Raw genomic sequence first — 23,995 nt, forward strand, 5'->3', positions numbered from 1 at the left:
CTGCAAGATGATAAAAAAATGCTTTTTCTACAAGTTTTAGCCGTTAAAAGTAAATTTTATATTACGACTTCTTTAAATCTTTGTAAATCTTCTATAAATGATTTAGGATAAAACTCTAAGACTTTATTTGTTTTAGATAAATCGAAACCTGTTTTTGGAGGTCTTTTTGCTGTTTGGTTTAATGCAAATGATGAAATTGGTTTTATCAAATTCTTATCCAAATTAAAAGTTTCTGCTATTTGCTGTGCAATTTCATAAACACTAAATAATTCTTTTGATGAAATATGATAAATGCCTTTCGTTTTTTTATCCATAGAAATTTCACATGCTAAAGCCAAATCTTCTACATACGTTGGTGCTCTATATTGATCATCAACAATTGTAATTTCTTTTCCTTTTTCTAGCATATCTTTTACCCAAAGTACAATGTTAGATCTACTCATATCAAACACTTTCCCATAAACTAAAATAGTTCTTAGAATTGTATAATTTATTTTTGAGTTGCCTAATACTTCTTCAGATTTTTGCTTAGATAATCCATAATAACTTACTGGATTTGGAGCATCTGTTTCTTTATAATTTCCTTTTAATCCATCAAAAACAAAATCTGTTGAAAGATGAATTAAATGCGTACCTAATTCCTCAGAAATTTCTGACAGCCATTTTACAACTGTTATATTTAACAAGTCGCACGCTTCTTTATTATTTTCACAATCATCAACTTGTGTCATTGCCGCTGTGTTAATTATAAAATCTGGCTGTATTTCTGAAAGTGTTTTTTTAAGTTTTTGCTCATCAGTAAGATTAATAGAAATGTAATTAAAATCTTCTCTTCCGCTTCTATTTTTACCTTTAGAAAAACCTATGACTTGGTATTTTTCTTTTTCTAAAAGTAATAACTTTACTAGAGTTTGCCCTAATAAACCATTACTTCCTGTAATTACAACTTTTATCATAAATAAATGGTTATATTTTATAAGATTGTTTTAGACACAAAAAATGTTAGACTTTTTATATTTTAAAACAATTCTCTTAATTTTAAAATTTGGCTTCTGCGTCCTAAAACAATTAAATGAGAATCTTCAATTAACTTACAATCAGATTCTGGATTTATAATATATTCTTTATTAGGACCAATAAAACCAATAACTGTACAACCAGTTTGTCTTCTTAAATCTAGGTCTAAGAGTGTTTGATTTAAATATTTTCCAGGCAAATCATTAACAGCAACTTCTTCTAAATTTGCGGTTGTTTCTCCTTCAATTGTTAATCTATCTACAAATTCGATAACATCTGGCGTTGTTACCAAAGACGCCATGTGATCTCCTCCTAATTTATCTGGCATAATAACATTACTTGCTCCAGCTATTTTTAATTTACTATAAGATGATTCGTTGGATGCTCTACTTATAACTTTACAATCCTTATTTAATTGACTTACTGTTAAAACAACAAATAAATTATTAGCATCAGAAGGCAAAGCAGTAATTAAATATGCTGCTTTTTCTATACCAGCAGCTTGCAAAGTTTCGTCTAAAGTTGCGTCTCCATTAATATTTAAAACACCTAATGTATCTAAAGTTTCTGTTCTTTCTTTATTTTTTTCTACAACAACAAACTCTTTATTGTAATTTGTTAGTTTTAAAATTGCTTGCTTTCCGTTTCTGCCATAACCACAAACAATGGTATGTCCTTTTAAATTTGCTATTTTTTTCTCCACTTTTCTGTGCTTAAAATGTTTAAATAATCTACCACTTACTAAATATTCTGAAAAAGCTGAAACAGCGTAACCAAAAACAGTAATACTTGTTAAAATTAAAAATATTGTAAAAATTTTTTCTTCTGGCGAAAATGGTCTTAACTCACCAAAACCAACTGTAGTTACAGTAATTACAGTCATGTATAATGCATCTACAAAAGAATAATGCGAAAGCAACATATACCCAATTGTACCTATAGAAATAATAGTTACAACTAAGAATAAAGTTTTATTAATTTTAGATTCTAATACATTTATCCTCATAAATTATAAATCAAAAACCGAACTTCTTTTTGTATAAACCATATCTTTTAAACGCAATAAAAATGCTAATGTTAAATATAAACCAAAAGACAAACCTACAGTTACAAACGAAATATAAATAAAAAAAATACGTACATTTTTTGCACGCATTCCTAATTTATCTGCAAATCTAGAGAAAACTCCAAAACCATGTCTTTCAAAAAAATGACGTACAGCATGTATTAAATTCATCTAATTCCTTTTTACTGCAAGATACTACAAACTATATTATTTGTTAAATACTTTTCAATCAAATTTGATTTAATATTGATTAACTTTGCACTTTTGCAAAAATCACTTTTTTTTGAAAGACCAACAATATATAGAAGTTTACGGAGCCAGAGTTCATAATTTAAAGAATATTGATGTAAAAATTCCACGCGAAAAACTAGTCGTTATTACTGGTTTAAGCGGAAGTGGAAAATCTTCTTTAGCTTTTGATACTATTTATGCTGAAGGACAAAGACGTTATATAGAAACATTTTCTGCGTATGCTCGTCAGTTTTTAGGCGGATTAGAAAGACCAGATGTTGATAAAATTGACGGTCTTTCGCCAGTTATTTCAATTGAACAAAAAACCACTAATAAAAGTCCGCGTTCTACAGTTGGTACCATTACAGAAATTTACGATTTTTTAAGATTATTATTTGCAAGAGCAGCTGATGCTTACTCTTATAATACTGGAGAAAAAATGGTAAGTTATTCTGATGAACAAATAAAAGAACTTATTCTTACCGATTTTGCTGATAAAAAAATAGCCGTTTTAGCACCTTTAATAAAATCTAGAAAAGGGCATTATCGCGAGCTTTTTGAACAAATTTCTAAACAAGGTTTTGTAAAAGTTAGAGTTGATGGCGAAATCAAAGAAATAGAAAAAGGAATGCGTTTAGATAGATATAAAACGCATGATATTGAAGTAGTTATTGATCGATTATTAATAAACGAATCCGCAGAAAACCGATTAGAAGAAACCATAAAAACGGCCTTGTATTCTGGCAATAATATTATGATGGTTATTGATATTGATGATAATAATCCTCGATATTTTAGCCGTGAATTAATGTGCCCAACATCCGGAATTGCATATCCAAATCCTGAGCCAAATAATTTTTCATTTAACTCGCCAAAAGGAGCTTGTAATACTTGTAACGGATTAGGAATTATCAATGAAATTAATTTGAAAAAGGTAATTCCTGATGATAGTATTTCCATAAAAAATGGCGGAATTGTACCTTTAGGAGAACAAAAAAATAGCTGGATTTTTAAACAAATTCAGAATATTGCAGAACGGTATCAATTTAAATTAACGGATGCAATTAAAGACATTCCAAAAGAAGCTTTAGATATTATTTTAAATGGTGGAAATGAATCTTTTGCTATAGAATCTAAAACTGTTGGTGTAACTAGAAATTATAAAATTGACTTTGAAGGCATTTTGGCTTTTATCAACAATCAATATATAAATGCAGAGAGCACCACTATAAAACGCTGGGCAAAAGCTTTTATGGATGAAGTTTCTTGTACTACTTGCGAAGGAAAAAGACTAAAAAAAGAAGCACTTCATTTTAAAATTATCGATAAAAACATCAGTGATTTAGCACAATTAGATATTACCGAATTGGCAGAATGGTTTGCAACGATTGAAAAAGATTTATCAGAAAAACAATTAATCATTGCATCAGAAATTATAAAAGAAATAAGAACAAGAATTCAGTTTTTATTGGATGTTGGTTTAGATTATTTAACTTTAGATAGAACTTCAAAATCACTTTCTGGTGGCGAAGCACAAAGAATTCGTTTAGCAACTCAAATTGGTTCTCAATTAGTTGGTGTTTTGTACATTTTAGACGAACCAAGTATTGGATTACACCAAAGAGACAATCAGAAATTAATAGATTCTTTGCTAAAATTACGTGATATTGGGAACTCTGTTTTAGTTGTTGAACACGACAAAGATATGATGGAACACGCAGATTTTGTGTTCGATATTGGTCCTGGAGCAGGAAGACATGGAGGACAAATTGTAAGCGAAGGAACTTTTGAAGATTTAAAGAAACAAGATACATTAACAGCAGATTATATTACTGGCAGAAAAGAAATTGCTGTTCCTAAAACTCGAAGAGAAGGAAATGGTAAATTCATTAAACTAAAAGGTGCATCAGGAAATAATTTAAAAAATGTTTCTGTTGCCTTTCCTTTAGGAAAAATGATTTGTGTTACAGGCGTTTCTGGAAGTGGAAAATCGACCTTAATTAACGAGACTTTGTATCCTATTTTAAACGCTCATATTTATAGAGGTGTTAAAAAACCAATGCCTTATAAAAAAATTGAAGGTTTAGAACATGTGGATAAAGTAATTGATATCGATCAATCGCCAATTGGTAGAACTCCAAGATCAAATCCGGCAACGTATACAGGAACTTTTTCTGAAGTTAGAAGCTTGTTTGCAAAAACTGCAGAAGCTGCAATTCGTGGTTATAAACCTGGTAGATTTTCTTTTAATGTAAAAGGTGGGCGATGTGAAACTTGTCAAGGTGGAGGAGTTAGAGTCATAGAAATGAACTTTTTACCAGATGTTCAAGTAGAATGTGAAACTTGCCAAGGAAAGCGTTTTAACAGAGAAACTTTAGAAATTCGTTACAAAGGAAAATCAATTTCTGATGTTTTAAATATGACGATTGAAGATGCAACCGATTTCTTTGAAAACATTCCTAAAATTCACAGAAAATTAAAAACAATTAAAGATGTTGGCTTGGGTTATATTACACTTGGTCAGCAATCTACCACACTTTCTGGTGGTGAAGCACAACGTATAAAATTAGCATCAGAATTATCTAAAAGAGATACTGGTAACACATTTTATATTTTAGATGAACCAACAACAGGACTTCATTTTGAAGACATTAGAGTGTTGATGGATGTTTTAAATAAACTTGCTGATAAAGGAAATACTGTTTTAATTATTGAGCATAATTTAGATGTTGTAAAATTAGCAGATTACGTTATTGATGTTGGTTTAGAAGGCGGTAAAAAAGGCGGTACCATTTTATGCACAGGAACTCCAGAAGAAGTTGCCAAGCATAAAAAAAGTTATACCGCTCAATTTTTGAAAAAAGAATTAATCTAATTTTATTTATAGCCGATTAAAATATCTTTTGCTTTTAAAACTTTTTCAACATAACTTTTAAAATCTAAATACTCATTTGCAGCAATATCACTTAAATCTGTAGCTGCTGCAATTGTTATCTGTAATTGATTTTCTGAAACTGCTTTATAAAGAACCTCAAATGAATGTTGTTTATAATTAAATTTCTGATTTTCTGGTATTTCTATGAATTTTTTCCCTGCCGGAATTTCTAAATTATAAACAGAATTGTAAAAGTTTGAGTTTTCATAACTTTGATAATCTATAGCATATTTTCTTTCCTCTAAACTAACAATTCCGCCATTATATGAATGAGCAACTAATGGCAATTTAAAAAAGGTCATCGAGCCCATTTCGTTCATTTTATCATCTAAATGAACTTTTGTTGTGTAGGTTAGAAAATCTGTTCCTTTTTGTGCAGCAATATCCTTGATTGTGTCTAAAACTAAGCCCTCGCCTATTCTTTGATTAAAATCTGCCAAAATATCTTCTTTAACCAATTCAAAATTATCTTGATTTAAAATATTAAAATAAATAGAAGCCAAACTTCCTGTAACTTTCGAATTTATAGTAATATTTTGAGTTTTATTTTCATCAACCTTAATAAACACTTCTGATATTAAGTTTGATGGATTTCCATCCATATTTGACAAATGAAATAAAGTAGACTCCTTACTTTCATCAACCATATAAGGAATCTCTAAAGCTGTTGCATTTAGCAAACTATTTGGGATTGATTTAAACGGCATATTCTTATCAGTTAATTCTAAAAACTGATCTTTTCCATTTAATTTAATCTTTACAATACAATGATTAAAATTTTGCGACGGCAAGATTAAAGATTTCATTCCATAATCTGACGTTAGCACCAAAACTAGATTTACATCTAAACCTGCTCTTCTTGCAAACGTTGCAAAAAGTGTAGAAAAATCTTTACAATCTCCTAATTTAGACGAAATTGTTTTTGACGGTTTTTGAGGAATAAAGCCACTTTGTTTAAAATCTACAAAACTGTAGGTAAAATTATTCATTATATAATAATAAATTCTTTTTGCTCTTTCTTCTTCGGATAAACTTAAAACGTCTTTTTCTGGAAAAATCTCATTATATTTTTGCTCAACTTCTGCATTAAAAACAGATTGAGATCTTACTAAATCTGAATACCAATTAGCAATTTCGTTCCAAGATTTTATAGTACTTATGTGTAAAAATCTAGCATAATCAGAAGCTGTTGGCATATAATCTTCTCCTTTTGGTAATTCTGCCGCGTTCAATAATTGCCATTGATGCACATCGTAATTCGCTTCTGATTTTTTAGTATAATCTAACTTTCCGTTAGTTACTTTATGTGTAAACTCAAGATTTTTAGGAGTTATTAAAGTATAACTTGTTTTTAAGCAAAAGCTCTCTGAATCAAACTGATAATCATCAACAAAATCTTTAAAAAATCTTCCTGAACTAACAGAAGTAGTTTCATAATCAACATAAATTACATCACCCACTTCTAACCCATTAAACACAAAACTAGAACCTGTTCTTTCTGCAGGAATTACACTTTTATCTTTCTTTATAATTTCTGATTTTAAAATAGAATAACTACCAGATAATCCTAAATCATATTCTTTGTAATTCTCTATTCCGTTTTTAGAAGTAATCTCATATAAATAAACAGATTTTGCTTTTAAAGCACCTGTTTCATAAATTTGATACACTTTACTATCTAATAAAATATTTGTGCCGTAATTATTTTTTAAATACTTATTTCTTTCCTTTTCTACATAAGAATACACATCATTTTCAGTAAATTTTTCTAAAAAATTAGGGGCTCTTTTTATCGTTTCAATCTTTTTTAAAAGCTGATTATTTCCATTATTATAAATTAATGATTGCTGATAAAAATCTACCGCTTTGTCTTTTTGATTTAATTGAGTTAGCGCATTACCCATAAATTCCATCGCTTTAAACGAATATGGATAATTCTCTAAAGCTTGCTTTATAAAAGGTAAAGATTCTTGATATTTTTCATACTGATGTAACCTTTCAATCAAACTAAACAAAAACTCATTTTCTGCCGGAAAGTCTTTTACATATTCTTTATAAAGTTGTAAAACGTCATCTTTTCTATCCGTTTTATCATATAAACGAGCTAAACCACCTAATAAAGCAGGACTAAATCTTTTCTTTAAAATTTTCTCATATTCCGTAATTGATCTTTCTTGATCTTGAAAAATATTATCATATAAAGGAATAAATCTTTGTAATACAAAAACTCTATCCGAAGCAACATTATTTAAATCATTCATTGTTGCTTTTAATGCTTTTATATCTTCATTTCTAATATCTAAAACAAATTGAGCAATAAATTTAAGTATCGGCGAATCTGTTGCATTTCTTAACTTATCTATATACACTTCTAACTCAGCAATACTCATTCTTTCTAGCTCTTGAAAATCTGATGCTTTTTTTACTAGAGAATAATAATAGTTAGGATCTTCTAAAAAAATATTTTTATTTAACTCATTAATCGCATTAAAATCACCTTCAAAACTAGAAGTATAAGTTTTTAAAACTCTTAATAAAGAACTTTTTGTATGCGTTTTTAATAAGTCATTAATAATAACATTTGCTTCTTCGTATTTTTGATTTCTAAAATAGGTTTTAATCAAACAATATTTATAGAAAAAATTAGTTGGATTTTCTTTTAGCTTTTCAACAAAAAAATCTTCAATAGTATTCGATTTTTTCTCAGGATTTACAGCACTAATTGTTGCTTTATTGTAAGAAGCATATTTACTAGAATAGGTTATTCCATCAAGTTTATTACCTTCAAAATCAGATAATCTTGCCATAAAATAAGACATTCCGTTATTTTCTGCATTCTTTATTAAAAGTCGGTTTGTACCTTTTGATAAATTTACATTTACAGTATACGCATCTAAATCTGTATCTACATCTTTATCATTTTCATACACTAAAACATCATTTAACCAAACCTTAAACGCAGAAGAATTCCCCATTCTTAATTGCACTCTTTGCTCTTTATCTGTAGTGATAAAAGTTTGCGCATAATTTACTCCATAACCATACTCTATATGATTAGAAAAAAATTGATATGGTTCTTTCTGATATTCTTTATTTGGTGTGTACCAATTAATTGTTCCGTTAGAATTGGCATCAAATAATTTATCATTTTTTGCATAAAGCTCTGGCTCATAACTTGTATCGTAACCACTTTTATTTAAGTTTTCAAAAACACCACAATATTGCCAATCCTTTATAGCATCTACTTGTTTTACAGCTTCATCATATTTTACTATATCTTTATGATCTCTTTCAACAACTCCTTTTAAATATTTTAAAGCATAGAAAATGGTTTTATTTTCTACTTTAGAAGCTTCTATTGTTTTAATAGATTTTACATTTTTTTCATGAAAACCTGTTTTTAAATAATCTTCGAACATAAAAGGATCATTCCACAAGGCATAAACATAATATTCAAAATCTTTAAATTTCATTAATTTATTTAAAAATCCATCCGAAGCACCATTTATTAAGCCATTTTCATTTCTTAAAATTTCGTTACTAATTAACAGTTCTATTGATTTTTCATACTCTTTTTCTGATTTTAAAAAAACCTCATATGCTTCTTTATTGTTATTCTCTAGCATTATACTCCAATAATCTTTAGAACTATTTTGTGCTTTTACACCAAGTACAACAAAAAACAAAAAGGCAATTACTATCAATAAATTTTTAATATTCATAAATCAATTTTAAATTTAATTCTAGCAAATCTAGAATATTTTGTTAAACATATCTATTCTCTTAAACAATTTCTCAAAAAAAGAACTATTTTAGCAAGCTGTCTTAAAGAAAAAATAATTAATTCTAAAAATTACTGATAATGACAAATGACGATAGAAAAATAAAAGAAAAATTAAAGCCAAAAACTTGGAACGAAATTAAAACAAAAGATGCTTGGGGAATATTTAAAATTATGGCTGAATTTGTTGAAGGTTACGAAACCTTAAGCAAAATTGGGCCTTGCGTATCTATTTTTGGATCTGCACGCACAAAACCAGATCATCCATATTATAAATTAGCAGAAGAAGTTGCTTTTAAATTAACTCAAAATGGATTTGGTGTAATTACAGGTGGAGGACCAGGAATTATGGAAGCTGGTAATAAAGGAGCAAACAGAGGTAAAGGTCTTTCTGTAGGTTTAAACATAGAATTACCTTTTGAACAACACGATAATCCATGGATAGACCAAGGTAAGAGTTTAGATTTCGATTACTTTTTTGTTCGTAAAGTTATGTTTGTAAAATACTCGCAAGGTTTTGTAGTAATGCCTGGTGGTTTTGGAACTATGGACGAACTTTTTGAAGCAATTACTTTAATACAAACTAAAAAAATTGGTCGTTTTCCTATTGTTTTAATGGGAACAAAATTTTGGGGAGGTTTATTAGATTGGATAAAAAACACACTTATTGAAGAAGGAAATATTAGCGAAGAAGACTTAAATCTCTTTAGAATAGTTGATACTGCAGATGAAGCTGTTGAGCATTTTAATAAATTTTACTCTAAATATAAATTAAAACCGAATTTCTAAAATTATTATTTTACATTTATATGCTTAAAACATTGAAAATCTAATTTGAAAACATCTTTAAACATAATTATATGTTGTTTTTTCATATCTGCTTTTTCATTTGCACAAGAGAATAAAATTGCTATAAAATCGACTTTTAACCCAGATAAGGATGAGTTATTAATACAACAAGAAATTGTTTTTTATAACACATCCGATTCTATCTTAATAAACATTTACCTACATAATTGGGCAAATAGTTTTAGAGATAGAAAAACGCCTTTATCAAAAAGATTGATTAAAGATTTTAGAAAGAATTTATATTTTGCAGATGAAGAAGATTTAGGAAAAACAACCATAAAAAATCTTAGTGTAAACTACGAAAACACACGATTTTTAGAAGTTAAAGATCAGGCTGATATTATAGATATTCCTTTAACTAATTCGTTAAAACCAAAAGATAGTGCTAAAATAGCAATTACTTATATTGTAAAAATTCCTAGTGCAGAATTTACATCTTATGGGAAAACTAAAGAAGGTTACCACTTGCGTTTTTGGTACATAACGCCTGCAGTTTACAATAATGGTTGGCAATTAATGAGCAACCTTAATATCGATGATTTATACGAAAGCGCCACAGATTTCACTGTTGACATTGACATTCCTAAAGAATATGTTTTAGAAAGTAATTTATATCAGTACAAAACTGATAATGAAAATTTTACTAATTATTATTTGCTAGGTAAAAGTAAAACAGACATCATTTTAAGCATCAATAAAACTAAACAATTAAAAACCTTTAAAACTAAAAAAGCTACAGTTTACACAGACATTTTTCCTGATGAAATTGACACTTATGCCGCAACAAATATTTTAAATAGAGAGTTACTTTTTATAGAAAAATTTTTAGGAAAATATCCTCATGTAGAAATTTATGTAGATAAAATTACACAATCAAAAGATCCAGTTTATGGCTTAAATCAGTTACCAAATTTTTTACGCCCCTTTTCTGATACTTTTAAATGGGATGTAACCATGTTTAAAGCACTTAGTAGAAAGTATATAGAAAACACTTTACTTCTAAATAAAAGAAATGATTATTGGATTTTAGATGGACTTCAAAATTATTTAATGCTAGAATATATTGAAGAATTTTATCCTGATGTAAAACTTTTAGGCGAATTATCTAACAAATGGTTTATAAAGAATTTTCACATTTCTAAACAAAAATTTAACGATAAATATCCTTTTGTACATCAATTTGTTTCAAGAAAATTTTTAGACCAGGCGCTAACAACATCCGCAGATTCGTTATCTAACTTTAATAGAAAAATTGCCAGCAAATATAAGGCAGGATTGGGTTTTAGATATTTAAAAGGTTATTTGGGCGACAGCATTTTAAACAGTAGCATTAAGGAATTTTATCAACATCATAATACAAAAACTATTTCTACTATAGATTTTCAAAACATCCTTTCATCTAAAACAAACAAAGAAATTGATTGGTTTTTTAATGATTTTGTAAAAACAAATAAAAAAATAGACTACACAATCGATAAAGTAAAAGTAAAGGGTGATAGTTTAAAAGTAACCATTAAAAACAAAAGAAATATTACTGCTCCTGTTTTACTTTATGGTTTAAAAGACAAAGAAATTAAATATAAAAAATGGTATACAAATATAGAAAGTTCTCAAACTGTTACCATTCCTAAAGAAGATTTTAATAAAGTTTCTTTAAATTACGAGAACTTATATCCAGAGTTAAACACCTTAGATAATTGGAAAAGTTTAGATAATAAAATATTTAATAAGCCTCTAAAGTTTACTTTAATAAAAGATGCTCAAGACCCTTATTATACACAAATATTTCATCAACCATATATTAATTACAATTTTTATAACGGACTAATTTTAGGCACAAAAATACACAACAAACCATTAATTAAAAGAAATTTAGAATTTAGACTAGCACCCTCATACGCTACAAAAAGTAACACTATAACAGGGCAATTCTCTGCTCTTTACAATCAATATTTAGAAGAAACTAAAATCTATAAAGTAATGTACGGTCTTTCTGCTGCAACTTTAGATTATGCTCCAGAATTGTCTTATACCTCTTTTGTGCCCTTTGTAAATATTGTTTTTAAAAGAAAATCGCTAAGAGATGCAACATCAGAATCTATATCTGCAAAATTGGTTCATATTGATAAAGAAATTTCACCAATAGATATTAAAACAGATCAAGATAATTATAGTATTTTTAGTTTAAGCTACAACTATGTAAACCCAGATATTATAAAAGAATTTAGATACAACTTTAGTTTAGAAGCTGGTGAGAAATTTTCTAAACTTGCTGTAGACCTAAGGTTTCGCTCCTTATCTACAACAGATACCCAACTTGATTTTAGATTTTTTGCAGGCGCATTTTTAAATAATAAAACAGAAGGAGATTATTTTAGTTTTGGTTTAGATAGAGCAAATGATTATTTATTTCAACTTAATTACTTAGGTCGATCTGAAAGTACTGGTTTTTTTAGTCAACAATTTATTATTACTGATGGTGGCTTTAAATCTGTTTTACCAACAAGATTTGCAAATCAATATATGTTTGCATTTAATTCTAGTTTTGGCTTATGGAGATGGATGGAATTTTATAATGATGTTGCTTTTCTAAAAAACAAAAACAATCCTATTTACTTTGGCTACAATAATGGAATCCGATTTAACTTTGTACATAATATTTTTGAGATCTATTTTCCACTTTACTCAAACAACGGATGGGAAATTTCCCAAGGCTCTTATCCAGAAAAAATTAGATTTACATTAACCGGTAATATAAATTCTATTTATAATTTTTTTAGAAGAGGATTTTTATAATATCCATAAAAATCATCAAAAGAGTAAATATACCTATATGTAGGTATTTTGAACTTTCATAAATATCTTTAAGTTTACAATGTTAAAAACATTAAAAATTTAATTTTATGAAAATGAAAAATTATTTACTCTACATTTTTTTCTTAACACTTTCTTTAAAGGGACACTCTCAAGATGTTTCAAGTGCATCAGAAAAAAAGAATGCATTGGCTGTTTCCTTTGGCTCACCTGGTTTAGGACTGGAATATGCACGGAAATTAAGTCCAAAATTAAATGCAAAGCTTGTTTGGCATTCATTCAACTTAAAAGACTTTGAACAAGAAGATGTTGAAATAAAAGATGATGTGGTTGATATATTGGCTAATTTAGAAGTAGCAATTATTGATGCTGGTATTGAATATCTGCCATTTACAAACTCATCTTTTAAACTTACTGCAGGTGTTGGTTTTTTATCTAACGTTAATGCAAACGGAGTTATAACTTATACCGAAGAAGTAGTTTTTGGAGATGTTACAGTTAGCAAAAATGATATTGGAGAAATTAATGCAGATACAAGCTGGAGCGGTGTTGCTCCTTATCTAGGTGTTGGTTTTGGTAGAGCTATCCCAAAAAAAAGATTAGGATTCGGTATTGAATTTGGATCTTATTTTACCTCATCTCCTGATGTAAAACTAACAGCAACCAAACTTCTTGCACCAACCGCTGAGCAAGAAGAAAATTTAAAAGAAGCACTAACAACTTTTAAATTTATCCCAAGAATACAATTAAGATTAGCTTATTCATTTTAAAAAAAACATTATGAAAAAATTCAAATTATTAATAACAATGTCTTTTTTGACATTATTCGCATTAAGTTGTGATATAGACGGCGTAACAGATAGTGTAGATATAACGATATCTAACAATATTTTAAAACAAGAAGCCCTTATTTCTGTATTAGACATTACAAATCCAGAAAACTTAGAAGGAAATAACAAATTAAAAGTAGAGTTAATTGGTGCAGATGCAGATAAGTTTGTTACAAATTCTGGTGAAAAAACAAGTAATTTAAAAGTCATTGATGGTAATATTGCACTAGCCGTAAACCCAAATCACGCCAGTACAGAACCATTAAAGGTTTTACTAAAAATTAGTGGAGATGATTATTTAACAACTACAATTCCACTTGTAATGTTTCCAGAAGATACCTTGGTTACTCGATCAATTAATATTGTAAACAAACTAAACACAGTTGAAGGTATAGATTTTATCGAAAACAATAAATCACTTGCAAACAACACCTTATCCACTGATTATTCTGTTGAAACTCCAGCTACAAAAGCTAGTACAAAAACAGAAATAAAAATAGAATCTGGTACCGTTTTTCAAGATGCAGATGGAAATACAATAACAGGAGGAACTTTAAAAAGTGAAGTAGCTCATTTTAGTTTAGACACACCAGAATCAATTGCATCTTTTCCAGGAGGATTAACACCACTAAGCGTAATAGATGAAAATGGAGAAGAAAACGAGGACATTTCTTTTATAACAGCTGGTTTTACTTCTATTGATATGTTTATTGACGGTAAGGAAGTAAAAAACTTTTCTAAACCAATAAGTGTAGGTATAGAGATTCCTAGTGATTATATAAACCCAGAAACTGGTAATACTATAAATGTAGGAGATCAAATTCCTATTTGGTCTTATGATGAAGATGGTCAATGGGGCTATCACAAAATAGGAACTGTTTCTATGAACGCTTCAAATAAACTTAACATCACATTTACAACTACTCACTTATCTTGGTATAATTTAGACTATCATTATTGGGGAGTTTGTAGATATGGAAGGTATACTGAAGTTTCAGCTCCAAAAGCACCTTCACTTTCAGATAATTTTTATGAATTATCTTTTGAATTGGTATACGCCGCAAATAATCAAGTAATAGCTACAAATAGCATTCAAATATCTAAAACTAGAAATAATTCATCAGGCTTTTATAACACACCAAATCAAAGTTTAAAAATAAAAGTATATTATGGTAGATATTCTGAAAAAGTTTTATTGTACACTTCAGAAGCTTTTGACGGCTGTTCTAGCAACGTAATAACTTTAGATGGTGCTGCAATAACAAGCGCACTTCCGCCAAAACCTGTAATTAAAAATATTTTCATAGAATATACGGCAAGATGTGGTGACAAGATTTTAAGACCATTTCTGTACATATATAGGCTAGAAACCTATACTTATAACGGTAGACAGTATTCTTACTGGCAATGGGTTGGATTTACATATTCTGGTAGAGGTTATATTTACAATGCTCGTATTGGTGAGTCACAAAAATATAGAGTATACTTTGGTGGTACAGCTTATGATTATGATTACACTTTTAATTCTGATAATATTGTTATTGATGATTTTGAAGTTCCCGGCGACTTATGTAGCAGGTTATTTTAATTGAATAATTTGAATTTTAGTTCAAAAAGAGATATTGTAAAAACTTTATCTCTTTTTTTTATGTTATATTCATAAATAATAAAATTTTATACGATTAAATTAACATATTCTCAAACAATCAAGATATTTTTAAATATCAATTAAAAAAGCTATCTTTGTAGAGGTTAAAAAATCAAAAAAAACATGCTGCAAGAAACGGTTACTTCTAATAATCAAGAAATTACATTTAATGATTTTAAAAATGAGGTACTTAACGACTACAGAATTGCTAAAATAAGCAGAGAATGTAGCTTACTAGGTAGACGAGAGGTTTTAACAGGTAAAGCAAAGTTTGGAATTTTTGGCGACGGAAAAGAAATTCCTCAATTAGCAATGGCAAAAGCCTTTAAAAAAGGCGATTTTAGATCTGGTTACTACAGAGATCAAACTTTTATGATGGCTTTAGGCGAGTTAAATGCTCAACAATTTTTTGCCGGTTTGTATGCGCATGCTGATATTAAAGAAGATCCAATGTCTGCTGGTAGACAAATGGGAGGTCATTTTGCAACTCATAGTTTACATCAAGATGGAAGTTGGAAAAACTTAACAGAACAATACAATTCTAGCTCAGATATCTCTCCTACAGCAGGTCAAATGCCTCGTCTATTAGGATTAGCCCAGGCATCAAAAATATATAGAGACGAAAAAAGTGTACAACACAAAACCAACTTCTCTAATAACGGAAATGAAATTGCTTGGGGCACAATAGGTAATGCGAGTACTAGTGAAGGTGTATTTTTTGAAACCATAAATGCAGCTGGTGTTTTACAAGTACCAATGATAATGAGTATTTGGGACGATGAATACGGTATTTCTGTACACGCTAAATATCAAACTACAAAAGAAAGTATTTCAGAAATTTTAAATGGTTTTCAAAGAGATAAAGAAAAAGATGGCTACGAAATATTTGTCATTAATGGCTGGGATTATGTGCAATTAGTTGATATTTATCAAAAAGCAGCAAAAATTGCAAGAGAAGAACATGTACCTGTTTTAATTCACGTAAAAGAATTAACACAACCACAAGGACATTCTACTTCTGGTTCTCACGAAAGATACAAAGGCAAAGAAAGATTACAATGGGAACAAGATCACGATTGTATTTCTAAAATGCGAAGCTGGATTTTAGATTTCGAATTAGAAACAGAAACCGGAGATATTCTTCGCTTTGTAGAATCTGAAGAAGAATTAATAATCTTAGAAAAAGAAGTAAAAAAAGAAGTAACAGCTGCAAAAAGAAATGCTTGGAACGCGTATTTAAATGAAATAAAAGCAGAACTTTTAGTTGCCGTAGAAATATTAGAAAAAGTTGCAAACAAAAGTATTAACGGAACTTTTATCAATAAATATAAAAACGATTTACTAAGAATAACAGAACCTACAAGAAAGGATGTTTTAGCTGCTACTAGAAAGTGTTTAAGATATATAAAGGATGAACATTTTGCTGCAAAAATAGAATTACAAAATTTTATAAAAGCAGCAATTAATAATGGTTATCAAAAATATTCAACACATTTAATAAATGATTCTGATATAAGTGTATTAAATATTCTTGAAAAAAAACCAATCTATTCTCCAGAAAAAAATTTAGTAGATGCAAGAATTATTATGAGAGATAATTTTGATGCCATACTAAAAAAACATGATGATATTTTAATTTTTGGTGAAGACGCTGGTTTTATTGGTGATGTTAATCAAGGATTAGAAGGACTACAAGATAAATATGGTAAAATAAGAGTTTCTGATACCGGAATTAGAGAAGCAACCATTATTGGTCAAGGTATTGGCTTAGCAATGAGAGGCTTTAGACCAATTGCAGAAGTACAATATTTAGATTATTTATTGTATGCTTTACAAATAATGAGTGATGATTTAGCAACTTTACGCTACAGAACTTTTGGCAAACAAAAAGCACCATTAATTATACGAACTAGAGGGCATCGTTTAGAAGGAATTTGGCACGCTGGCTCACCAATGGGTGGAATAATAAATAATGTTAGAGGTATTCATGTTTTGGTTCCTAGAAACATGACAAAAGCTGCTGGATTTTACAACACATTACTAGAAGGAGACGACCCTGCTTTAGTTATAGAATGCTTAAATGGTTATCGTTTAAAAGAAGAATTACCAACAAATTTAGGCGATTTTAAAACACCAATAGGAGTTGTAGAAAACATCAAAGAAGGATCTGATATTACAGTAGTTTCTTACGGATCTACTTTACGCTTGGTTCAAGAAGCTGCAAAAGATTTATCTCAAAATGGTATTGAAATAGAAATTATTGACGCTCAAAGCTTATTACCATTTGATTTAAATCATGATTGTGTAAAAAGTTTAGCCAAAACAAACAAATTAATAATTATTGATGAAGATGTTCCGGGTGGCGCTTCTGCTTATCTTTTACAAGAGATTTTAGAAAATCAAAATGGATATCAATATTTAGACAGCAAACCTGCAACATTAACATCAAAAGCACACAGACCAGCTTATGGTACAGATGGAGATTACTTCTCGAAACCTTCTGCAGAAGATATTTTTGAAAAAATATACGACATAATGAATGAAGCAAATCCGCAGAAATTTAAAAGTTTGTATTAAATTTATATTTTTATAAAAATTACGAAAAGCTCAAACAAATTGTTTGGGCTTTTATATTTTATTACTATATTTAGTTAAATTCTTACAGTTTTAATTATTTTAAAAGCTTAAACGAAAAGTTACTTATGAAAAAAATAGTATTCCTCTCATTACTTATTGCATTTACTATTCCGTCACAAATAAATGCACAAAGAAAAAAATCAAAAAAAGATATAAAAACTGAAACTACAGTCACATCAAAAAAAAGTAAAACTCCTAAATATACTGATTTTGTAACATCAAAAACTAAAACTGATGATGGTGTTTTTAAAGTACATGAAACAAACGATAAATTTATGTACGAAATTCCGAAATCATATTTTGGAAAAGAAATGTTGTTAGTTACTAGAATTAAAGAATTACCCGCTGGTTTAGGTGGTGGTTATGTAAATGCAGGCTCAAAAATAAACACACAAGTTATTGTTTGGCAACAATTTAAAAATAAGATTTTGTTAAAAGTAAAATCATACAATGCAATTGCTAACGATTCTTTACCAATATACAAATCTGTAACAGCAAACAACTTAGAACCTGTTATTTACGCTTTTGATATTAAAATTCAAAACACAGATTCCACAGCAGTGTTAATTGATGTTTCCAATTTCTTTTCTTCTGATGTAAAAGCTATAACCGGCTTACCAGATTCTTTTAGAAAAAGATACAAAGTAAAAAGACTAGATGCTTCTAGAAGTTTTATCAACAGTATAAAAAGTTATCCAAAAAATATAGAAGTTATCCAAGATTTTACTTTTGATGCAGATGAACCACCAAGTAATTCATCTACAAAAACAATAAGTTTACGCATAAATCAATCTATGATTTTATTACCAGAAGATAAAATGATGCCAAGAGTTTACGACAAAAGAGTTGGTTATTTTTCTTTAGGAAATGTAGATTATAGTTCTGAAGCTTTAAAAGCAGATGACAAAAGATATATAAAACGTTGGCGTTTAGAACCAAAAGATTTAGCGGCATATAATCGCGGAGAATTGGTAGAACCAATAAAACCAATTGTGTATTATTTAGATCCTGCAACGCCAGATAAACTAAAAAAATACATTAAACAAGGTGTTGATGATTGGCAAAAAGTTTTTGAAACTGCTGGTTTTAAAAATGCAATTATGGCAAAATATGCGCCAACAAAAGAAGAAGACCCAGAGTTTAGTATGGAAGATATTCGGTATTCTGCAATAAGATATGTTGCAAGCACAACAAGAAACGCAACTGGCCCAAGTGTTGCTGACCCTAGAACTGGAGAAATTATTGAGAGCGATATTATTTGGTATCACAATCATTTACGTTCTTATAGAAATAGATATTTATTAGAAACCGGCGCTGCAAACCCATCTGCTAGAACTTTAGATACGCCTGCGGAAGAAATTGGAGAAATGATGCGGATGGTAATATCTCATGAAGTTGGTCATGCACTAGGTTTACCACATAATATGGCTGCAAGTTTTGCATATCCAGTAGACTCTTTACGTTCTGGAAGTTTTACTCAAAAAATGGGAGTTGCTGCTACAATTATGGATTATGCTCGTTACAATTATGTTGCGCAACCAGGTGATAAAAACATCCGATTTATTCGTCAATTAGGACCTTATGATCACTATTCTATCAATTGGGGATATCGTAAAATACCGAATATAAAAAACCCAGAACAAGAAATTATAACGTTAGATTCTTGGATTGAAGAAAAAATTGATAATCCTATTTATAGATTTGGCGGCGCACGTTTTGACCCTTCTTCTCAAACTGAAGGAATAGGAAATGACCAAGTAAAAGCATCTACCTACGGAATAAAAAATCTGAAAATTGTTGCCGAAAATTTACCAAATTGGACATCAGATAAAACCAATAATTATGAAGATTTGTCTGAATTGTATGGTGAACTTTTAAGTGTTTGGAGTAGATATGCTGGTCATGTTTCTGGTAATATTGGTGGAGTGTATGAATTCAACAAAAAACCAAATCAAACAGGCAACATTTACGTTCCTGTTACCAAAGAAAAACAAAAAGAGTCTATAGCCTGGCTTCATAAAAATGTATTTAAAACACAAGATTGGTTGTTAGACAAAAAGATTTTAAGCAACTATAAAGAAGATGGATACACAGATTTAATATCCAATTTACAAAAACGACAATTAAATTCAATTTTAAGAATTTCAACATTAAAAAGAATGATTGATACCGAAATTATTGAAGATAATTATTATGCCGCTTCGGATATGATTAGAGATTTAAGAACCGGCATTTTTATTGAAGCAAATTACACAAGAAATGTAGATCTTTTTAGACGAAATTTACAAAAGTATTTTATTGATAAATTAGGCTCTTTATTAACATCAGAAGAAGCAAAAAACACTGATATAACTTCAATAATTAGAGGTGAATTAGAAATGATGAATTTTCAATTAACTATTGCTAAAAATAGAAGTATAAATAGAATGACAAAATATCATTATAGAGATTGTTTAACTATAATTAAACAACTATTAAACCCTAAAAATTAACAACTTAGACATTTAATAAATTTATTTTCTTTTTAATAAATCATTACCTATTGCACATTGTAAACATCGTTTCATTGTGCAATAGTGGTTTTTAAGTTCTAATAAAGCCTGACTTTCTAAAGCATTTTTAGATTTAATTTCCAGTTTTGAAAATTGATCAATAATGCTATTTTTTTCTGATGAAATTTGTCTAACTAATTGCAAAATTTCTTCTTCATCAACCGCTCCCCTACTTTGTAAATACACAAATTTTAAAGGAACAATTGTATTAATCAGTAATAAATCTATAAATGATTTTGATAATTTCTTTGCTGATTTTTTAGACTCACTTTCAAAAGTATAATGGGTTTTCCAAAATTCTTGAATATCAAAAGAAAACAAGGTGTAAAAATCTTCTTTTTTATGGATACTCATCAATTTTGAAAATAAATTTTGATGTATAAAAAATAAAGAAGCTAATTGTGCAATTCGTATCGTTGGAAAATTTTGAGGTCGCATTCTAAAAAATTGAAAATTCTTATTTGAAATCGAATGTAAGTTATACTTGTGTTTCAAATATTCATATTCTGTTTTTAGCAAAGAAAAATAATCATTTTGAACATCAGCCTCAAAAAAACCTGCTTGCCCAAAAAATAAAGCAGTTAATTTTTGTTCATCAAAACGTTCTTTTCTAACCACAGAAAAATCAATTGATTTTGCTAATTGCAAAAAAGAATCTCCATTTACTTTTAATCCGAAATTCTTCGCTAATAGCTGAAATAAAACGGCTTCAAAATCATTATTTGCTTGCTTTAATACTTCTTTTATAAAAACTGATTTTTGTTCTAATCGTTCAAAATATAACCTTTCTAACCAATTATTAACGAGAAAATCATCCACATTTTTAATTTGATTTTCACAAGGAATCCAGTTTTGTTTACTATATATCAACCCATTATAATTTGATAATAATTTTTCATCAACAAAACTTTTAATTTCAAAAGTTGGTAATGGCTTGTTGTTTTTCATAAAAACTACCGCATCATTTTCCCATACAACGTGCAAAATCACAGCATCAAAATTTGTATCTTCTTCATGATTATGCAAATACCAATCAGAAGATTTCACATGCACTTCTACATTTCCTACCCAAAGTTGATTGTCAATTTTTAATTGAGCGTTTAAAAAATCAGGACCCGAATTTTTATTCTGAATTCCAGATTTCAAAATAATTATTTCCTGATTATCCGAAGTAAATAATGCTGTTTTAGAAAATAAATTATACTGCCATACATAGTACAAAAATTCTTCTGTCATGCTTTTTTGTTTAAAGTTACAAAAAATTTATTTCCTTATAAATTTTACCAATACAAATTCAATTTTACTTTTTAAATAATCTCTTATTTTTGTAATCTAAATAATGAAAATGAATACTATAGAAAGTTTACAATGGCGTTACGCTGTTAAAAAATTTGATGAACATAAAATACTTTCAGAAAAACAAATTACCACATTAAAAGAAGCGTTTAATTTAACAGCAACTTCTTATGGTTTGCAACCTTTAAAGTTAGTGGTTATTCAGAATAAAAATATTCAGAAAGAATTAATAGAACACAGTTGGAATCAGCCTCAAGTGCATGAAGCATCTCACCTTTTAGTAATTTGTATTCCTAAAAACTACACATCAGAAGACGTAAGAAATTATTTTACTTTAGTTAAAGAAATTAGAAATACACCAGATGCAATTTTAAACCCTTTCAAAAAGTTTTTAACGGATGAAATTGAAAAAAAAACACAAGAAGAATTATTAATTTGGAACAAAAATCAAGCTTACTTAGCTTTAGGGAATTTGTTAACAGTTTGTGCTACTGAAAAAATAGATTCTTGCCCAATGGAAGGTTTTATTCCAGAAAAATATGATGAAATTTTAAAATTAGATACACAAAATTTAACTTCTATTTTAGTTTTACCTGTTGGTTTTAGAGCTGATGATGACTACATGAAAGATTTAAAAAAAGTACGTAAAAATATTGATGATATAATCATAGAAATTAACTAAATTTTATAAACCTTCTTATAAAGAAGGTTTTTTTATACTCTTTAAAAATAGTACTTTTGATGTCTAAATTTTAATAAAATCAACATGAATCAAGATATAAGAAACTTACAACCAAAGTCAGTTTGGAATCATTTTGCAGATTTAAATGCTGTTCCTCGTCCTTCAAAAAAGGAAGAAAGAGTTATCCAATTTATGGTTGATTTTGGTAAAAAACTAAATCTTGAAACTTTTGTTGATAAAGTTGGTAACGTAATCATAAAAAAACCAGCAACTTCTGGAATGGAAAACAGAAAAACAGTTGTAATGCAAGGTCATTTAGATATGGTTCATCAGAAAAATGCTGATACTATTTTTGATTTTGATAAAGAAGGAATTAAAATGTTTGTTGATGGAGATTGGGTAAAAGCAAAAGGAACAACTTTAGGCGCAGATAATGGTTTAGGAGTCGCTGCAATTATGGCTATTTTATCATCAACAGAAATTGATCATCCAACAATTGAAGCTTTATTTACTATTGATGAAGAAACAGGAATGACTGGAGCAATGGGTTTAGAAGGTGGTGTTTTAGAAGGAGAAATCTTACTAAATTTAGATACAGAAGAAGATGATGAAATTGGAATGGGTTGTGCAGGTGGCGTTGATATTACTGCAACTAGAACTTATTTAGAAGAGGAAACTCCAGAAAATACTACAGCATTTTCAATAACTGTAAAAGGTTTAAATGGTGGTCATTCTGGGATGGATATTATTAAAGGTTTAGGAAATGCGAACAAAATTATGAATCGTATTTTGTTTGATGGTTTTGCTAATTTTGGTTTACGAATTTCTGAAATAAATGGAGGAAGTTTACGAAATGCAATTCCTAGAGAAAGTGTTGCTACTGTTGTAGTTGACAACATTTCTAAAGAGCCTTTTTTGTTTGAAACAAACGAACTTATTAACACTATAAAAGCAGAGTTTTCAACATTAGAAAAAAACTTATCCGTAGAAATTAAAGAAATTGAATCACCTAAAAAAGTAATGGAATTAGGAGTTCAAGAAGGATTTACAAAATCAATTTATGCTGCTTTAAATGGCGTTTATAGAATGAGTCCGGATGTTGTTGGTTTAGTTGAAACTTCAAATAATATTGCGAGAATAATTCTAAAAGACGGAAGAATAAAAGTTGGCTGTTTAACACGTTCTTCATCAGAAAGTAACAAATGGGATTTAGCAAACTCTCTTCGTTCTGCTTTTGAATTAGCTGGTTTAGAAGTTGATTTTTCTGGAACGTATCCTGGTTGGCTACCAAATGTAAAATCAGAAATTTTAACAATTGTAACCAATATTTATACAGATTTATTTAAAGAAAAACCAATTGTTGCAGCTTGTCATGCAGGATTAGAATGCGGAATTTTAGGTCAGAATTATCCAGAAATGGATATGGTTTCTTTTGGACCAACTATTAGGGGAGCTCATTCTCCTGATGAACGTGCTCAAATTTCATCAACCCAAAAATTCTGGAAACTATTAATTGAAATCCTTAAAAACACACCTTTAAAAAGTAATTAAACTTAAAAATATAACATTTTTTAGCACATTCGTTTTATTTTAAAAAAATTGTTTAAAAACTAAAACAATATCAACATAAACACCTAATAATCAAATTTTTAAAAAA

14 protein-coding genes are annotated in these 23,995 nt (G+C 28.7%); 9 read left to right on the forward strand and 5 right to left on the reverse strand.

Features of this window, described 5'->3' with window-relative positions; translation table 11 throughout:
* Positions 1–56: 56 nt before the first annotated feature.
* The 3 genes from BLT70_RS11195 to BLT70_RS11205 all read right to left on the reverse strand — a co-directional run bounded on the left by BLT70_RS11195 (position 57) and on the right by BLT70_RS11205 (position 2,254).
* Positions 57–956 carry an NAD(P)-dependent oxidoreductase gene (locus tag BLT70_RS11195; protein ID WP_091894430.1) on the reverse strand — a complete coding sequence of 300 codons (900 nt, stop codon included), beginning with the start codon at positions 954–956 and terminating at the stop codon, positions 57–59.
* A 62-nt stretch (positions 957–1,018) separates the two neighbouring features.
* The gene (locus tag BLT70_RS11200; RefSeq protein WP_091894432.1) at positions 1,019–2,023 is read right to left on the reverse strand and encodes a TrkA family potassium uptake protein; all 1,005 of its coding nucleotides are present in this window, start codon (positions 2,021–2,023) and stop codon (positions 1,019–1,021) included.
* A 3-nt stretch (positions 2,024–2,026) separates the two neighbouring features.
* Positions 2,027–2,254: a PspC family transcriptional regulator gene (locus BLT70_RS11205; RefSeq protein ID WP_091894434.1), complete on the reverse strand. Its 228-nt coding sequence runs from the start codon at positions 2,252–2,254 to the stop codon at positions 2,027–2,029.
* 112 nt (positions 2,255–2,366) lie between these two features.
* Between BLT70_RS11205 and uvrA the strand changes: the two genes are divergently transcribed.
* The gene (gene uvrA, locus BLT70_RS11210) at positions 2,367–5,189 is read left to right on the forward strand and encodes an excinuclease ABC subunit UvrA (protein ID WP_091894436.1); all 2,823 of its coding nucleotides are present in this window, start codon (positions 2,367–2,369) and stop codon (positions 5,187–5,189) included.
* 2 nt (positions 5,190–5,191) lie between these two features.
* Here uvrA and BLT70_RS11215 read toward each other — a convergent pair whose 3' ends face one another.
* Positions 5,192–8,971, reverse strand: a complete 3,780-nt coding sequence (locus BLT70_RS11215) for a transglutaminase domain-containing protein (RefSeq protein WP_091894438.1) — start codon at positions 8,969–8,971, stop codon at positions 5,192–5,194.
* A 140-nt stretch (positions 8,972–9,111) separates the two neighbouring features.
* Between BLT70_RS11215 and BLT70_RS11220 the strand changes: the two genes are divergently transcribed.
* The 6 genes from BLT70_RS11220 to BLT70_RS11245 all read left to right on the forward strand — a co-directional run bounded on the left by BLT70_RS11220 (position 9,112) and on the right by BLT70_RS11245 (position 20,300).
* Positions 9,112–9,819 (forward strand): TIGR00730 family Rossman fold protein, encoded by a 708-nt coding sequence (locus tag BLT70_RS11220; RefSeq protein WP_091894440.1) that lies wholly within the window; start codon positions 9,112–9,114, stop codon positions 9,817–9,819.
* Between the two features lie 45 nt (positions 9,820–9,864).
* On the forward strand, positions 9,865–12,675 hold the full coding sequence (locus tag BLT70_RS11225) for an aminopeptidase (protein ID WP_091894443.1): 2,811 nt from the start codon (positions 9,865–9,867) through the stop codon (positions 12,673–12,675).
* Positions 12,676–12,782: 107 nt separating this feature from the next.
* The gene (locus BLT70_RS11230) at positions 12,783–13,463 is read left to right on the forward strand and encodes a hypothetical protein (protein ID WP_091894445.1); all 681 of its coding nucleotides are present in this window, start codon (positions 12,783–12,785) and stop codon (positions 13,461–13,463) included.
* 10 nt (positions 13,464–13,473) lie between these two features.
* Positions 13,474–15,111, forward strand: a complete 1,638-nt coding sequence (locus tag BLT70_RS11235; RefSeq protein ID WP_091894447.1) for a hypothetical protein — start codon at positions 13,474–13,476, stop codon at positions 15,109–15,111.
* Positions 15,112–15,294: 183 nt separating this feature from the next.
* The gene (locus BLT70_RS11240) at positions 15,295–17,748 is read left to right on the forward strand and encodes a thiamine pyrophosphate-dependent enzyme (protein ID WP_091894449.1); all 2,454 of its coding nucleotides are present in this window, start codon (positions 15,295–15,297) and stop codon (positions 17,746–17,748) included.
* Positions 17,749–17,873: 125 nt separating this feature from the next.
* Entirely contained in the window at positions 17,874–20,300 is a 2,427-nt protein-coding gene (locus BLT70_RS11245) for a zinc-dependent metalloprotease (protein WP_091894451.1), read from the forward strand.
* Between the two features lie 21 nt (positions 20,301–20,321).
* On the opposite strand, the gene BLT70_RS11250 is transcribed toward BLT70_RS11245, so the two are convergent.
* A complete protein-coding gene (locus tag BLT70_RS11250) occupies positions 20,322–21,596 on the reverse strand; it encodes a DUF2851 family protein (RefSeq protein ID WP_091894453.1) in 1,275 nt (424 codons plus the stop codon).
* 109 nt (positions 21,597–21,705) lie between these two features.
* Here BLT70_RS11250 and BLT70_RS11255 point away from each other — a divergent pair, with 109 nt between their 5' ends.
* A complete protein-coding gene (locus BLT70_RS11255) occupies positions 21,706–22,338 on the forward strand; it encodes an NAD(P)H-dependent oxidoreductase (RefSeq protein WP_091894455.1) in 633 nt (210 codons plus the stop codon).
* An 84-nt stretch (positions 22,339–22,422) separates the two neighbouring features.
* Positions 22,423–23,889, forward strand: a complete 1,467-nt coding sequence (locus BLT70_RS11260; protein WP_091894457.1) for an aminoacyl-histidine dipeptidase — start codon at positions 22,423–22,425, stop codon at positions 23,887–23,889.
* The last annotated feature ends 106 nt before the right edge of the window (positions 23,890–23,995 follow it).

It is taken from the genome of Polaribacter sp. KT25b (assembly GCF_900105145.1).
Classification (GTDB): Bacteria; Bacteroidota; Bacteroidia; order Flavobacteriales; family Flavobacteriaceae; genus Polaribacter.

Coding starts and splice junctions, on each gene's coding strand:
- BLT70_RS11250 (WP_091894453.1), bottom strand. CDS start 21,596: ATGACAGAAGAATTTTTGTACTATGTATGGCAGTATAATTTATTTTCT.
- BLT70_RS11235 (WP_091894447.1), top strand. CDS start 13,474: ATGAAAAAATTCAAATTATTAATAACAATGTCTTTTTTGACATTATTC.
- BLT70_RS11230 (WP_091894445.1), top strand. CDS start 12,783: ATGAAAATGAAAAATTATTTACTCTACATTTTTTTCTTAACACTTTCT.
- BLT70_RS11195 (WP_091894430.1), bottom strand. CDS start 956: ATGATAAAAGTTGTAATTACAGGAAGTAATGGTTTATTAGGGCAAACT.
- BLT70_RS11245 (WP_091894451.1), top strand. CDS start 17,874: ATGAAAAAAATAGTATTCCTCTCATTACTTATTGCATTTACTATTCCG.
- BLT70_RS11220 (WP_091894440.1), top strand. CDS start 9,112: ATGACAAATGACGATAGAAAAATAAAAGAAAAATTAAAGCCAAAAACT.
- BLT70_RS11255 (WP_091894455.1), top strand. CDS start 21,706: ATGAATACTATAGAAAGTTTACAATGGCGTTACGCTGTTAAAAAATTT.
- BLT70_RS11215 (WP_091894438.1), bottom strand. CDS start 8,971: ATGAATATTAAAAATTTATTGATAGTAATTGCCTTTTTGTTTTTTGTT.
- BLT70_RS11260 (WP_091894457.1), top strand. CDS start 22,423: ATGAATCAAGATATAAGAAACTTACAACCAAAGTCAGTTTGGAATCAT.
- BLT70_RS11240 (WP_091894449.1), top strand. CDS start 15,295: ATGCTGCAAGAAACGGTTACTTCTAATAATCAAGAAATTACATTTAAT.
- BLT70_RS11205 (WP_091894434.1), bottom strand. CDS start 2,254: ATGAATTTAATACATGCTGTACGTCATTTTTTTGAAAGACATGGTTTT.
- BLT70_RS11200 (WP_091894432.1), bottom strand. CDS start 2,023: ATGAGGATAAATGTATTAGAATCTAAAATTAATAAAACTTTATTCTTA.